Genomic DNA, 14086 nt, shown 5'->3' with positions numbered 1-14086 from the left:
GGGGGCTACTTCGCCTTGGCGATGTCGGTGTCGATCTGCCGCGCGGTCTTCTCCAGACCGGCCTGGAGGTCCTTCACCGCGCCCTTCTCGTACTGGTAGCCGAAGTCCTGGAGGGTCTGCTGGTACGTGGAGCCGTTGACGGCCCCGTCGGGGGTGTTGGACTTCGGGTGCTGGGCGATGTCCAGGAAGGTCGTGAAGCGCGGGTCGAACTTCAGGTCCGGGGACTTCAGCGCCTCGAAGGTGGAGGGCACGTTGCGGATGCCGTTGGCGAAGTCGACGACCGCCTTGGTGTCGCTGGTCATGAACTCGACCAGCTCCCATGCGGCGTTCTGCTTCTTGCTGGCCGGGGCGATGCCCACGATGGTGCCGGAGAGGAAGCCCTTGCCGTAGCTGTCGGCCTCGTCGTCGGCGACGGGCATCGGCGCGACGCCGATCTCGAAGCCGGGCTCGGCGTCCTCGGCCATCCCGAGCCGCCACTCGCCGTCCAATTGCATGGCGACCTGCCCGGTGTGGAACGGGTGCTTGGCGCCCCACTCGTCACCGAAGGTGCCCCGGTACTTCTCCAGCTTCTCGTAACCGCCGAGGGTCTCCACGAGCTTCTTCTGGTACGTGAACATCTCCGCGAACGCCGGGTCCTTGGCGATGCTGGACTTGCCGTTCTCGTCGAAGTACGTGTGGTCCCACGAGGACAGGTAGTGGTCGGCGACGGTCTCGTAGCCGTGGAAGGTCGGCATGAAGCCGAGCTGCTCGTAGCTGTCGCCCTTCTCCACCGTCAGCTTCTCGGCGACGCTCGCCAGCTCCGACATCGTCTTCGGCGGCGCGGTGATCCCGGCCTTCTTGAACGCGTCCTTGTTGTAGTAGAGGCCGTAGGCGTCGGTGAGCAGCGGCAGGGAGCAGCGCTTGCCCTCGAACTGGGTGTAGTCCAGAAGGACCTTCGGGAAGGTCTTCTCCAGATCCAGCTGCGACTTCTCGATGAACGGCTTGAGGTCGGCGAACGCGCCGGACGAGCAGAACTTGCCGACGTTGGCGGTGGTGAAGGAGGAGACGACGTCGGGCCCGTTCGAACCGCCCGCGCGCAGCGCCTGGTTGAGCTTGTCGTCGTTGATGTTGCCGGAGACCTTCACCGTGATGTTCGGGTGGGCCTTCTCGAACCGGTCGATGTTGTCCTGGACCGCCTTCACCTCGGCGGGCGCGCTCCAGCCGTGCCAGAAGTTGATCGTGGTCTTCGCGTTCGGGTCGTCGGAGGCGCCGGCCTCGGACTGGCCGGTACACGCGGTGGCGAGCACCGATATCGCGGCGACGGCGACAGCGGTGGCGGTGAGACGGCTGGTGCGCATGACAAAACTCCCAGGGACGGGGAAGAGATTCAGACGACAGGGCGGGGAAGGGCGGAGGGGCAGGGCGTGGTTCAGCGCGAGGTTCAGCGCGAGGTGTCGAACACCTCGTCGCGGGTGTCGGCGAGCGCCCGCTCCAGGGCGCCGCGCAGGACGGGCGTACGGTCGATCTCGCCGACCACCAGGCGCGGCCGGGAGGCGGCCAGCTCGGCCAGCTCGGACTGGATCAGGGAGCGCAGGATCTCGCCGCCCGCCGCGACCGCGCCGCCGGAGAGCACGATCAGCCCGGGGTCCAGGACGGCGGTGACGGAGGCGAGGCCGGTGGCCAGCCGCTGGGCGTACTGGCGCAGCAGTTCGGTGAGCGGCTCGTCCTCCTCGTACGCGTCGGCCGCCCGCGCCAGCAGTTCGGCGGCGACCTTCGCGTACGGCTGCTGCGGGGTGTCGATGCCGAGCGCCTTCGCGAGCCGGGGCACCGCCTGGGCGCCCGCCAGCTCCTGGAAGCCGCCGCTGTTGGCCTTGACCACCTGGCGGACGAGAGGGGTGCCCGGCACCGGCAGGAAGCCGACCTCGCCCGCGCCGCCGGTGAAGCCCCGGTGCAGCCGGCCGTTGATGACGAGGGCGGCGCCGAGGCCCTCCTCGTTCCACAGCAGCACGAAGTCCTCGTGGCCGCGGGCCGCACCGAGGCGCTGCTCGGCGACCGCGACCAGGTTGACGTCGTTCTCGTACTCCACCGGCATCGGCAGGAACGCGGCCAGCTCGTCCAGCAGGGTGGGGGAGTGCCAGCCGGGCAGGTGCGAGGCGTACCGCAGCCGCCCGGTGCCGGGGTCGAAGGCGCCCGGCGTGCCGACGACGATCCGGTGGACGTCCGCGCGGGTGAGCCCGGCGTCCTTCACCGCCCCGTCCAGCGCGTCGGCGACCTGCCGCACCACGCTGTCGGCGCGCCGCCCCGGGGTGGCCAGCTCGAACTGCCCGACGGTCCGCCCGGTCACGTCCGCTACGGCGGCGATGATGCGCTGCCCGTTCACGTCGAGCCCGGCGACATGGGCGGCGCGCGGGTTCACGGTGTAGAGCTGCGCGTTGGGCCCCGGCCGCCCCTCGCTGGTCCCGGTGGCGACGACGAGCCCGGCCGCCTCCAGCCGGGCCAGCAGCTGGGAGGCGGTGGGCTTGGAGAGCCCGGTCAGCTTCCCGATCCGGGTCCGGGAGAGCGGCCCGTGCTCCAGCAGCAGATCGAGGGCGGCCCGGTCGTTCATGGCCCGCAGCACGCGCGGGGTGCCCGGTGTGCCGGATGCGCCGGGTGAGCCGGGAGTGGGTCCCGCCATCGTGGATGCACCGCCCTCTGTCAGGAACTCGCGTCCCCGACTCTGTTAGGAAAGTTTCCTATTCGGTTGAGAGGACGGTAGGGCGCGGGTCACCGGGGCGTCAATGGGTGACCCGCGTCCGGCAATCAAAGTGTTACCTCGCACGCCGACGCCCCCGGCCGCCGTCCTGGGGTCCAGGCGCGGCAGGGGGCGTCGGTGGAGGGGCTTACTTGCTCAGGTTCGTCGGCGGCGGGATCGGGGACGTCGCCATCGACTGCGGGGAGGTCGCCGAGGCGTACGCGGAGGGCGCCGCCATCGCCGCCGTCGGGTCCGCCGTGGACTCGCCGTCCTGCTGGAGCGGGACCACGCCGATCATGCGGATGCCCGCGTCGTCCAGCGCCTGCTTGATGCGCCAGCGCAGCTCGCGCTCCACGCCGAGCGACTTGCCGGGCATCGTCTTCGCGGTCACCCGGACCGTCATCGAGTCCAGCAGCACCGCGTCCAGGCCGAGCACCTCCACCGGGCCCCACAGCCGCTCCGCCCAGGGCTCTTCCTTGGCCATCGTCTCGGCGGCCGCGGTGATCGCCTTGCGGACCTGCTCCAGATCCTCGGTCGGGCGCACCGTGACGTCGATCCCGGCCGTGGACCAGCCCTGGCTGAGGTTGCCGATCCGCTTCACCTCGCCGTTGCGGACGTACCAGATCTCGCCGTTGTCGCCGCGCAGCTTGGTGACGCGCAGGCCCACCTCGATGACCTCGCCGGAGGCGACGCCCGCGTCGATCGTGTCGCCGACCCCGTACTGGTCCTCCAGGATCATGAAGACGCCGGAGAGGAAGTCCGTGACCAGGTTGCGGGCGCCGAAGCCGAGTGCCACACCCGCGACACCGGCCGAGGCGAGGAGTGGCGCCAGGTTGATCTTGAAGGCGCCCAGGACCATCAGGGCGGCCGTGCCCATGATCAGGAACGAGGCCACCGAGCGCAGCACCGATCCGATCGCCTCCGAGCGCTGGCGTCTGCGCTCCGCGTTCACCAGCAGCCCGCCCAGCGCGGTGCCCTGAACCGCCTGGGCGCTGCGGTTCATCCGGTCTATCAGATTGGTCAGCGCGCGCCGGATCAGATAACGCAGCGTGATCGCGACCGCCACGATCAGCAGGATGCGCAGTCCGGTGCTCAGCCAGGTGGACCAGTTCTCCTCGACCCAGCCCGCGGCGTTCCCGGCCTGTTCGGCGGCTTCGTCCAGCGAGCCACCCGGCTCGGGAGACGGGGCTGCGGCCAAGAGGACGGACAGGGACACGGCAGGGACCTCCAGGGGGACGACGGCTGGTCAACCACACTAACGAAGCCGGGGGAGTGGATCGTTGCCGTCGCGGAAGGAGAGACGGGTCTCACCGGGAACACCTTCGCTGTGGCCGATCGCACAGCGCGGACGGCCGCCCAGGTGAAGCACCTGTTCGGCACCGCGGAACGGCGCGCGGAGCCCGGGGTGAGAAAAATCCTCCCGGCCCGTTACCCGTACGTGGTGGCGCTTTGACCAGGCATGAGGAGAGACTGAGATCGGATCGTCCCGGCGCGAGCCACGCGCCGCCGGCGTACAAGGAGGCATCCACCGTGCCGCACGTCCTGGTTCTCAACGCGTCGTACGAGCCGCTCGGCGTCGTACCGCTCCGCCGCGCGCTCGTCCTCGTCCTCGAAAACAAGGCCATCTGCCTGGAGGAGACCGGCTCCTTCCTGCACAGTGCCACCCGTGCCGTGCCCGCACCCAGTGTGGTCCGGCTCAAGCGCTTCGTCCGGGTGCCCTACCGGGGCCCCGTACCGCTGACGCGGCGGGCGCTGTTCGCCCGGGACGGCGGGCGCTGCATGTACTGCGGGGCCGCCGCCACCAGCGTCGACCACGTCATCCCGCGCAGCCGCGGCGGACAGCACGCCTGGGACAACGTGGTGGCGGCCTGCCGCCGCTGCAACCACGTCAAGGCCGACCGCCATCTGCCGGAGCTGGGCTGGCGGCTGCGCCACCAGCCCGCCCCGCCGACCGGCCTGGCCTGGCGGATCATCGGGACCGGACACCGCGACCCGCGCTGGCTGCCGTATCTGCAACCGTTCGGCGCGGACGACGTGATGGCCCGGATCGACGGCGTGTCCGCCTGAGTCCGGGCCTCCGTCGTCCCCGGGACCCTGCTCGTACGGGCTCGGGTCGGTCGTGCCCGGACCGCCGCACGGCTCACTCGTCCGCGACCGCGTACGCCTCCACCGACCACAGCGAGTAGCCGTAGCTCGTCGCCCGGCCATCGCCCTGCACCCGGATGAACCGGGTGTCCTTCGCGTCCATCCGGACCGACTCGCGCCCGCCCCGGCCCTCCGCCACCGTCGCGGCCGTGCGCCAGACGCGGCCGTCGGCGGAGACCTGGACGCGGTAGCGGGAGGCGTAGGCGTCCTGCCAGCTCAGCACCACCTGGCCCAGCCGCACCGGCTCCGGCAGCTCGGTCTGCCACCAGGCCCCGTCCTCCACCGGCGAGGACCACCGGGTCTCCGGATCGCCGTCGGAGGCCGCCGACGCGGGGAAGTCCGGGGTCTCGTCGCCCGACGATGAGGCCTGCGCGGTACGCGCCAGATCCGGGCCGCCCGTACGCGGGAAGGCCCGCACGGTCAGCGTGGACTCCTGGCCGCCGAAGGCCAGCGGCACCTCGTACTCGCCCGCCGGGGTGTCCGCCGGGACGGTGATGTCCACGGGCACCTCCGTACGCGATCCGCGCGGCACGGTCGTCTGCTTCGGGATCCGCACCTCGATGCCCTTCGGGGCCTTCGCCGTGAGTTTGCCCTTGACCTCGACCGGACGCCGGCCGGCCAGCCGTGCCGCGACCCGCTGGGGCTCGCCGCCGATCTCCGCGTCCGTCTCCCCGTGCTTCAGGTCGAGCGTGGCGGCGGGCTCGTCGCCGAACCACGGCACCAGCGCCCGCACCTGCGGGGGCCCGGGCACGACGGCGGGGGCGGCGGGCAGGCTGGGGCTCAGATACGGGGGCCGGGCGGCCCGGGCCGCCTCCGGCACGGTGACCCGTACGGCGTCCGCGCGCAGCCCCTTCGCGGCGGTCTGGGTGAAGCCGCTCGGCGAGAGCCGCCCGAGCGGCCGCCACCCCTCACCGGGCACATGGGCCTCCACGACCGCGCCGGCGAGGGCGGAGCCGGGCTCGGCGAGCGCCGTGACGGCCTCCACCGGGCGGGGCCCGTCCAGCCGGACCGTATGGCTGTGGGCGTCCTTCGTGACCCGGCCCGAGGCCCGGTCGGTGCCGTTCCACCCGGCGGCCACTTTCGCCGCCCTGTCCAGGAAGGGGTCCAGCACGCCCTTGCCGACCGTGGCCCGGCTCGCCCCGATCTCCTCGCGCAGCGGCTCCAGGTCCAGTTGGACGCGCCAGGCGGTGGCGCCGTCCCCGGCGGCCTGGGCCTGGAGCAGGTCCACCGCCAGCTCGCCCGCCCGGCCGTAGCGGGCCAGCTGCTCGGTCCAGGGGCGCACCTCGTCGTTCAGCCGGCCGCCGGCGGGCGTCTTCAGCCGCTCCGGGGCCTGCCGCATCACGGAGAACGCCGCGCGCAGCTCGCCCGCCGCCCGGTCGCGGCGGGAGGCGTCGGCGCGGGAGTTCCAGAAGGCGTCGAACAGGGGCTGGAGGTAGGCGGACTCCTCCGCGCCGAGCACCGAGCCCGCACTGTTCCCGGCCAGCGCGACCAGCGCGTCCCGGGCGGACGCGTCCCCGTCCGCCAGATCGTCGATCGCCGCCCGCCAGGACGCGCCGGGGTCGTACCCCTTCGGGTTCCAGGCGAAGTCGGCGGCGGTGAACAGCGGGATCCGCGAGGCGGACGGCTGCTCCATCGCATTGGCCAGCAGCGCCGCCGAACCGCTCGCCACCGCCGGGTCCCGGCCGGTGTACGGGCCGAGGAAGATGCGGTCCTGGGCGTAGTCGTTGACCGGGTAGTTGTCCATCGTCACCAGCGGGTGGCGGAACGCGGCGCGGGCCCCGGCCAGTTCACCCCCGGTGATCTTCTTCGGCACCACCCCGACACCGGTCCAGGCCACCTGCACCCGGCCGTCCAGCTCGGCCGCCAGCGCGGTGCGGTAGTCGGTGGCCCCGTCCTGGTAGAACTCCGTCGGCAGGACGGACAGCGGTGCCGCGTCCGGGTGCCGCTCCTCCAGATGCCGGGCGAGGGCGCCCGCGACCCGGGCCTGGGCGCGGGCCGCCGCCTTCGGACCGCTGCCGAAGGTCTCCGCGTCCAGGTCGCAGTGCCACTCGCTGTAGCTGACGTCCTGGAACTGCAGCTGGAAGACCCGGATGCCCAGCGCCCACATCGCGTCGACCTTCTTGGTCAGCGCCCTGACGTCCTGGTCCGAGGCCATGCACATCGCCTGACCGGGGGAGAGCGCCCAGCCGAGCGTGACGTGCTCGGCGCGCGCCCGCTCGGCCAGCGCCCGGAAGTCGGCCCGCTTGTCGGCCGGATAGGGCTCGCGCCAGCGCGCCAGCCGGTAGGGGTCGTCGCCCGCCGCGTAGAGATAGCGGTTCTGCTTGGTACGCCCCATGAAGGCGATCTGGGCGAGCCGGTCCTCACGCGTCCACGGCTGTCCGTAGAACCCTTCGGTCATGCCGCGTACGGCGGTTCCCGGCCAGTCCCGTACGGTCACACCGGCCACGGAGCCGTCGGTGACCAGTTGGCGCAGGGTCTGCACGGCGTGGAAGAGGCCGTCCCCGCCGAGCCCGTCCAGTGCGACGGTGGCGCGCCCGGCGACCTCGCCGACCGCGATCCGGTAGCCGCCCGACGGCAGATCGGCCCGGTCGGGAGCGCGCAGGGCACGCAGCGCCTCGCCCGCGCCGTTGCCGCCGAGCCGGACCACGGGGCCGTCGCCGGGCAGGCTCTCGTGCAGGGTGCGGACGCCCGCCGAGCGCAGCAGGTCGCGCGCCTGCTCGACGGCGTACGGGTCGGCGTCCGGCGCGGCGACGAGCGTGGCCTCGGAGCCGAGCGGCACGGCGCGCCCGGTGGTCCTCATGCTCTGCGGGCGGGGCCAGACGGACGGCGTCCGTGCACTGTCGGCACGGTCGGGGGCGTCGGCGACGGGCCTGCCGGGCTCGGTGGGAGCGGCGGGGGCGGCCGCCGCTGCCGGAGCGACGGAGACGGATCCGAGGAGTCCGCCGATCACGGCGGCGGCCACGGCCGTCGCCTGCCTTCTGCGCCCGATCCGCACGTCGCGCTCCCCTTCCGTACGTATCCCACACCCCTGGCGGGGTCCGAGCCCACCACCCGGGCGCAAGGGTGTCAATGCGCTTGGTCGTTCTGCCCGGAAACGCCGGGAATAGTGGCGCCTTCGGGCTCGGTGGGACGGGTGGGGCGGCCGGGAGTGGCTTAAAACGGCCCATACCTGCCGTGCGGGGGAACGGAATGTGACCCGGAGCACGTTGGGCTCGTTGTCATAACGCCTGCATCACGTCCACGTCTGCGGTGGCGAGGCCTGGGTAGGTCTGCTGTGTCCTGTTCTCCATGGCCAGGAGGCCACCATGCCCGCTGCCGCGCAGCTTCTGCTCTCCGCCCTCTCCAAACAGGTACCCGCCCAGCCCGCATCCGCGCCGCTGACCAGCGAACTTCCCCTTGCCGATGTCGCCCACCTGATCAGCGGGCCGCCGCTCGCCGATGTCTCCCTGCTGCTCGGCGAATCCTCGTTCGCCGATTCCGCGCCGCTGACCAGCGAGCCGCCGCTCGCCGATGCCACCCCTCTCACGAGCGAGCCGCCGCTCGCCGCCGTCGCCCCACTGACCAGCGAGCCGACCGCACCCGGCACCGCGGGGGGCATGGAGTTCCCAGGAGTCTGAATGGGCTTGTCCCGGCTCGCCGCACTGCACGGTGTCGCCACCTCCTACTCCCCGTCGCCGGATGTCACGGTGTCCGTCCCCGACGACACGGTCATCGCCGTGCTCGCCGCGCTGGGCGTCGACGCCGGCACTCCGGCGGACGTACGGACGTGCCTCGCCGCCGCGGAGTCCCGCTCGCGCCTGCTGCCGCCGACCGTGGTGGTCTGGGCCGGCGAGCCCCTGCCGCCCGCCCTGGCCGGGCTGCCCCCCGGCTCGACCGTCACGGTCGAGCCGGAGCCCGCCGAGGCCCCGGGACACCCCTCGGGCCGCCCGCCCGCCCCGCTGAGCATGCGCTCCCGGGCGGCGGCCCCGGCCTGGGCCGTGCGGCTCCCGGGAGACGGCGAGGCGGGTTCCGTGCCGGTCTCCGGAAGCGCCGCTGCGGCTCCGCTTCCGGGTAACGCCGCCCCCGCTCCGGCTCCGGCCGACGCCGCCATGGGGCCCGTCCCGGCACCGGGCGACAGCGCCCCGGGTCCCACTCCGCCCGACGGTCACCGCGCCACCGCCTCCGGCGACGCCGCCACGGCCCACGTGCCCGCCCCCGGCGACAGCGCCACCGCTCCCGTGCCGCCCGCGCAGCCCCCGGGCCCAGAGCCGGACGCCCTGCCCGCCTGGTGGATTCCGCCGCCCTACGGCGTCCACCGCATCCACGTCCGTACGCCGGACCACCGCCGGGCCACCGCCACCCTCGTCGCCGCCCCGGCCCGCGTACCGCAGCCGCCCGAGCGCACCCACGGCTTCCTGGTCCAGCTCTACTCCCTGCTCTCCGCCCGCTCCTGGGGCATGGGCGACCTCGGGGACCTGGCCGACCTCGCCGCCTGGGCCGGGCGCAGCATCGGGTCCGGGTTCGTGCAGGTCAACCCGTTGCACGCGGCCGTTCCCGGGAAGCCCACCGACCCGTCGCCCTACCGCCCCTCCTCGCGCCGCTTCCCCGACCCGGTGCACCTGCACGTCGAGTCGATCCCCGAATACGGGCACGTGCGCGACCGCGCCACCCTGGACGACCTCCGGCAGGAGGCCGCCGCCCTCAGCGAGGCCGTGCTGAACAAGGGCGCGCTGATCGACCGGGACGCCGTCTGGGGGCTGAAGCGGCAGGCCCTGGAGCTGGTCGTCGAGGTGCCCCTCACCCCCGGCCGTCGCGCCGCCTACTGCGACTTCCTGGCCGAGCAGGGCCAGGCGCTGGAGGACCACGCCCTGTGGTGCGCGCTCGCCGAGGTGCACGGGCCCGACTGGCACGCCTGGCCCGAGGCCCTGCGCGACCCCCGCTCCCCGGGGACCGCCCGAGCCCGCGCCGAACTGCTCGACCGGGTCGACTTCCACTGCCGCCTCGCCTGGCTGACCGCCACCCAGCTCGCCGCCGCCCAGCGGTCCGCCGAGGACGCCGGGATGGCCGTCGGGATCGTCCACGACCTGGCCGTCGGCGTGCACCCGGCCGGCGCCGACACCTGGGCCCAGCAGGACGCCTTCGCCCACGGCATGTCCGTCGGCGCTCCGCCCGACGCCTTCAACGCGCGCGGCCAGGACTGGGGCCTGCCGCCCTGGCGCCCCGACACCCTCGCCGCCACCGGTTACGCCGCCTACCGGGGCCTCCTGCGCGGCCTGCTGGCCCACGCCGGGGCCCTGCGCATCGACCACGTCATGGGCCTGTTCCGGCTCTGGTGGGTGCCCGAGGGCCGCCCGCCCACCGACGGCACGTACGTCGCGTACGACGCCGACGCGATGCTCGCCGTCCTCGTCCTGGAGGCCCACCGCGCCGGGACCGCCGTCGTCGGCGAGGACCTCGGCACCGTCGAGCCCGGGGTCCGCGAGGCGCTCGCCCGGCGCGGCGTGCTCGGTACCTCGGTGCTCTGGTTCGAGCGCGACTGGGAGGGCGACGGCCGGCCGCTCGCCCCGCAGGAGTGGCGCCGGGACTGCCTGGCCACCGCCACCACCCACGATCTGCCCTCCACCGCCGCCCGGCTGACCGGCGATCATGTGACGCTGCGCCACCGCCTGGGCCTGCTCACCCGTTCGCTGGAGGAGGAGCTGACCGCCGACCTCACCGACACCGCCGAGTGGCTGGCCCTCCTGGCCCGGCTGCGGATGCTCCCCGAGGGCGACGGCGACGAGGAGGCCGCCGTCCGGGCCGTCCACCGCTTCCTGCTGCGCACCCCCGCCCGGCTGACCGGCGTCTGGCTCCCCGACACGGTGGGCGACCGCCGCCCGCAGAACCTCCCCGGCACCTGGGACCAGTACCCCAACTGGCGGCTCCCGATCGCCGACGCCGAAGGCCATCCGGTCACCCTGGAGGAGATCACCGCCTCGCCCCGGCTGCACGCGCTGATGGACGTCCTGAGGCCCCGGAAGCCTCATACGGCACCCCCGGGCGAGCGCCGCCCCTAGGCGTTCGCTACGTTGGGGTCCGTGGACAAGAAGAACGCTATGCGCGCCGGCGTCGTTGCGGCCGGGACGACGCTGATGATGCTGCTCATGTCGGCCCCGGCGCTCGCGCTCACGCCCGACGACGGTGACGACCCGGCTCCGCGCCTGAGCGCGATCGAGACCATCGGTCTCTACGTGGTCGCGCCCATCGCCCTGTTCGCGGTGATCACGGCCCTGGTGATGGTCCTGGACAAGTCCAAGAAGCAGGTCTGACCCACACGCGTACGCCATGCGTGAAGGGTGCGCCGCCGGTAGCAGCTACCGCGCGGCGCATCCGTGCGTCCGGCCCCGGACGGGCCCGCCGTGGCGAGGACCGGGCCGGTAGGTTGCGCCCATGACCGAGTGGGACGTCAAGAAGCTCCGCATCCTGCGCACCCTGCGCGACCGGGGCACGGTCACGGCGACCGCCGAGGCGCTCCTGATGACCCCTTCCGCGGTCTCCCAGCAGCTCACCAACCTGGCCAAGCAGCTCGGCGTGGACCTCCTGGAGGCCCAGGGCCGCCGCGTCCGCCTCACCGACGCCGCCCACCTCGTCCTGCGCCACGCGGAGGCGGTCTTCGCCCAGCTGGAGCGGGCGGAGGCCGAACTGACCGGCTATCTGCGCGGCGAGGCCGGCGAGGTCAGGGTCGCCGCGTTCTCCACCGCCGTGCCCGCCCTCGTCGTCCCCGCCGTCCGGCTGCTGCGCGCCGAGGACCGCCCGGGGCCCGACGTACGCGTCCGGGAGGCCGAGGCCGCCCAGGCGTACGAGCTGCTCACCGCGGGCGAGGTGGACCTGGCCCTGTCGCTGGCCGCCCACGCGCCGACCGCCCGCGACCCCCGCTTCAGCCTCTTCCCCCTGCTCGCCGACCCGCTGGACGTGGCGCTCCCCGCCGACCACCCGCTGGCCGGCGCACCCGCCCTGCGCCTCGCGGACCTGGCCGCCGACCGCTGGATCTTCGGCGGCTCCGGACCCTGGTCCGAGATCACCACCGCCGCCTGCGAGGCGGCCGGCTTCGTCCCCGAGCAGGCCCACAGCGCCGCCGGCTGGACCGCCATCCTCGCCCTCGTCGAAGCGGGCATGGGCGTCGCGCTGGTGCCCCGGATGGCCGCCCGGGAACGCCGCGAGGGCGTGGTGATGCGGGTGCTGGAGGCGGACCGGCCGCGCCGCCATGTGGTGGCGGCGGTCCGGCACGGGGCGGAGAGCGGACCGGCGGTGGCCCGCGTCCTCGCGGCGCTCACCGAGACCGCCCGTTCGTTCGGCTGAGCACGTTCTTTCAGCAGAACTGAACAATGTCTGCGAAAACTTTCGATGGACCTGATGGGTCCGGTGGCGTCAAGGTAAGAGACATGACCTTCGACGCGAGCGAGACCGCATTCCAGGACCCCGACACCGACCCCCACGCCAATGACGCCGCGCCCTACGGCGGCGGCGACCCCTACGCCGACTACCGCGAAGCCGGAGACCTCCCCTTCACCGAGCTGGTCGACCTCGCCGACCGCCGCCTCGGCGCGGGCGTCATCGCCGCCAACGACGAGTTCTTCGCCGAGCGCGAGAACCTCCTGATCCGCGAGCGTGCCGTCTTCGACCCCGAGCACTTCGGGCACAAGGGCAAGATCATGGACGGTTGGGAGACCCGCCGCCGCCGCGGCGCGGACGCCGACCACCCCTTCCCGGCCCCCGGGGACCACGACTGGGCGATCGTCCGCCTCGGCGCCCCCGGGATCGTCCGCGGCCTGATCGTCGACACCGCCCACTTCCGCGGCAACTACCCGCAGCGCGTATCGGTGCAGGCCACCTCCGTCGAGGGCGCACCGAGCCCCGAGCAGCTGCTCGCCGACGACGTGAAGTGGGAGGAGATCCTCCCGCCCACCCCCGTACGCGGCCACGCGGCCAACGCCTTCGAGATCACCGGCGGCCGCCGCTACACCCACCTGCGCCTCTGCCAGCACCCCGACGGCGGCATCGCCCGCCTCCGCGTGCACGGCGAGGTCGTCCCGGACCCGGCCTGGCTCGCCGCGCTCGGCACGATCGACCTGATCTCGGTCCTCAACGGCGGTACGTACGAGGACGCCTCCGACCGCTTCTACTCCTCGCCCACCCAGATCATCCTGCCGGGCACTTCCCGCAAGATGGACGACGGCTGGGAGAACCGCCGCCGCCGGGTCCGCGACACCAACGACTGGGTCCGCTTCCGGCTCCCCGCCCAGGGCGCGGTCCGCGCGATCGAGATCGACACCGCCTACCTCAAGGGCAACTCCGCGGGCTGGATCGCCCTCCAGGGCCGCAACGGCGACACCGGCGAATGGTTCGAGATCATCCCGCGCACCCGCCTCCAGCCCGACACCCTGCACCGCTTCGTGCTGCGCGCCCAGGCCGTCGTCACCCATGTCCGCCTCGACGCCTTCCCCGACGGCGGCGTGGCCCGGATGCGGCTGCACGGCGCCCTCACGGAGTCCGGAGCGGCCGAGCTGAACCGCCGCTACGAGGAGTCGGGCGCGTGACCCCGTAACCTCCCGGCCCCCAGTTCCCGCCCGGCGGACGGTTGCGCTCCTGCGCCCGCCCGCCGGGCGGTCTCCACCGGGCCGGGCGGCTCAGGCGACGTACGCGGAGAGGTGCAGTGTCTTCGCCAGCACCCGCCAGGTCACCCAGGCGAACGCCCGGTTCACCCCGTTGCAGAGGACCTCGCCCGTGCAGTCGGTGGGCCGGTCCTGCCAGGCCCGGACCGTCATCGTGTGGAAGCCGAGGGTCCGCGAGAACGCGAAGCGGATGTGCATGCCCCGTCCCAACTGGTGGCCCGGCAGCGTGTTGATCTGGAAGAAGTCGCTCCCGATGTACTCGACCTCGACCGGGTTGCCGCCCAGCAGCTCGCACCGCGCCCCGGCCCGGATCCGCCCCGCACAGCCGCCGCTGACCGGGAACAGCCAGAAGTGGTCGGTCATCTGCTCCCGAACGGCGTCCGCACCGGTGAACGGATGCAGCCCGAGGCTGTAGCCGTAGGTGTAGAGGTCGTAGCACCCCGCCGGACCGGCCCGGCAGTCGGCTGCGGGCGACGCGGCGGCGGGCGGCGCGGGGGAGGGGCCCGCCACCAGCCCCGCGCACAGGGCCAGCGCGACCGGCACGGCGGCGAAGCCGGGCATCCGAACCCTCCCGTGGCCTGCGACCGAAGCTTCCTGCGAC

Annotated in this window: 11 protein-coding genes; 6 read left to right on the top strand and 5 right to left on the bottom strand. The window is 73.6% G+C overall.

Annotated elements, in window-relative coordinates:
• Positions 1 to 5 precede the first annotated feature (5 nt).
• The 3 genes from ACFWRV_RS17725 to ACFWRV_RS17715 all read right to left on the bottom strand — a co-directional run bounded on the left by ACFWRV_RS17725 (position 6) and on the right by ACFWRV_RS17715 (position 3926).
• On the bottom strand, positions 6 to 1337 hold the full coding sequence (locus ACFWRV_RS17725) for an ABC transporter substrate-binding protein (protein ID WP_384335252.1): 1332 nt from the start codon (positions 1335 to 1337) through the stop codon (positions 6 to 8).
• Between the two features lie 83 nt (positions 1338 to 1420).
• The gene (locus ACFWRV_RS17720) at positions 1421 to 2653 is read right to left on the bottom strand and encodes an ROK family transcriptional regulator (protein ID WP_384335249.1); all 1233 of its coding nucleotides are present in this window, start codon (positions 2651 to 2653) and stop codon (positions 1421 to 1423) included.
• Between the two features lie 205 nt (positions 2654 to 2858).
• On the bottom strand, positions 2859 to 3926 hold the full coding sequence (locus tag ACFWRV_RS17715; protein WP_384335246.1) for a mechanosensitive ion channel family protein: 1068 nt from the start codon (positions 3924 to 3926) through the stop codon (positions 2859 to 2861).
• A gap of 314 nt (positions 3927 to 4240) precedes the next feature.
• Here ACFWRV_RS17715 and ACFWRV_RS17710 point away from each other — a divergent pair, with 314 nt between their 5' ends.
• Entirely contained in the window at positions 4241 to 4777 is a 537-nt protein-coding gene (locus tag ACFWRV_RS17710; RefSeq protein WP_384335244.1) for an HNH endonuclease, read from the top strand.
• Between the two features lie 73 nt (positions 4778 to 4850).
• Here the strand turns inward: ACFWRV_RS17710 and ACFWRV_RS17705 are convergent, their stop codons facing one another.
• Positions 4851 to 7850 (bottom strand): beta-N-acetylglucosaminidase domain-containing protein, encoded by a 3000-nt coding sequence (locus ACFWRV_RS17705; RefSeq protein WP_384335241.1) that lies wholly within the window; start codon positions 7848 to 7850, stop codon positions 4851 to 4853.
• 310 nt (positions 7851 to 8160) lie between these two features.
• On the opposite strand from ACFWRV_RS17705, the gene ACFWRV_RS17700 reads away from it, so the two are divergent.
• The 5 genes from ACFWRV_RS17700 (at position 8161) to alc (ending at position 13410) form a co-directional block, all read left to right on the top strand.
• Positions 8161 to 8472, top strand: coding sequence for a hypothetical protein (locus ACFWRV_RS17700; protein ID WP_384335238.1), 312 nt, complete (start codon positions 8161 to 8163; stop codon positions 8470 to 8472).
• Positions 8473 to 10890, top strand: a complete 2418-nt coding sequence (gene malQ / locus ACFWRV_RS17695; protein ID WP_384335235.1) for a 4-alpha-glucanotransferase — start codon at positions 8473 to 8475, stop codon at positions 10888 to 10890.
• A 39-nt stretch (positions 10891 to 10929) separates the two neighbouring features.
• Positions 10930 to 11142 (top strand): hypothetical protein, encoded by a 213-nt coding sequence (locus ACFWRV_RS17690; RefSeq protein WP_384335366.1) that lies wholly within the window; start codon positions 10930 to 10932, stop codon positions 11140 to 11142.
• A 121-nt stretch (positions 11143 to 11263) separates the two neighbouring features.
• Entirely contained in the window at positions 11264 to 12172 is a 909-nt protein-coding gene (locus tag ACFWRV_RS17685; protein WP_384335232.1) for a LysR family transcriptional regulator, read from the top strand.
• An 83-nt stretch (positions 12173 to 12255) separates the two neighbouring features.
• Positions 12256 to 13410, top strand: coding sequence for an allantoicase (gene alc / locus ACFWRV_RS17680; RefSeq protein WP_384335228.1), 1155 nt, complete (start codon positions 12256 to 12258; stop codon positions 13408 to 13410).
• Between the two features lie 90 nt (positions 13411 to 13500).
• On the opposite strand, the gene ACFWRV_RS17675 is transcribed toward alc, so the two are convergent.
• The gene (locus tag ACFWRV_RS17675; protein WP_384335225.1) at positions 13501 to 14046 is read right to left on the bottom strand and encodes a hypothetical protein; all 546 of its coding nucleotides are present in this window, start codon (positions 14044 to 14046) and stop codon (positions 13501 to 13503) included.
• Positions 14047 to 14086 lie beyond the last annotated feature (40 nt).

Source organism: Streptomyces sp. NPDC058576, assembly GCF_042718715.1.
Lineage (GTDB): Bacteria > Actinomycetota > Actinomycetes > Streptomycetales > Streptomycetaceae > Streptomyces.
This window is presented reverse-complemented; position numbering and strand designations above follow the sequence as displayed.

What these genes read in the sequence shown, in the direction of transcription:
- ACFWRV_RS17725 (WP_384335252.1), bottom strand. Translation starts at nt 1,337, where the DNA reads ATGCGCACCAGCCGTCTCACCGCCACCGCTGTCGCCGTCGCCGCGATA.
- ACFWRV_RS17720 (WP_384335249.1), bottom strand. Translation starts at nt 2,653, where the DNA reads ATGGCGGGACCCACTCCCGGCTCACCCGGCGCATCCGGCACACCGGGC.
- ACFWRV_RS17700 (WP_384335238.1), top strand. Translation starts at nt 8,161, where the DNA reads ATGCCCGCTGCCGCGCAGCTTCTGCTCTCCGCCCTCTCCAAACAGGTA.
- malQ (WP_384335235.1), top strand. Translation starts at nt 8,473, where the DNA reads ATGGGCTTGTCCCGGCTCGCCGCACTGCACGGTGTCGCCACCTCCTAC.
- ACFWRV_RS17690 (WP_384335366.1), top strand. Translation starts at nt 10,930, where the DNA reads ATGCGCGCCGGCGTCGTTGCGGCCGGGACGACGCTGATGATGCTGCTC.
- ACFWRV_RS17685 (WP_384335232.1), top strand. Translation starts at nt 11,264, where the DNA reads ATGACCGAGTGGGACGTCAAGAAGCTCCGCATCCTGCGCACCCTGCGC.
- alc (WP_384335228.1), top strand. Translation starts at nt 12,256, where the DNA reads ATGACCTTCGACGCGAGCGAGACCGCATTCCAGGACCCCGACACCGAC.
- ACFWRV_RS17675 (WP_384335225.1), bottom strand. Translation starts at nt 14,046, where the DNA reads ATGCCCGGCTTCGCCGCCGTGCCGGTCGCGCTGGCCCTGTGCGCGGGG.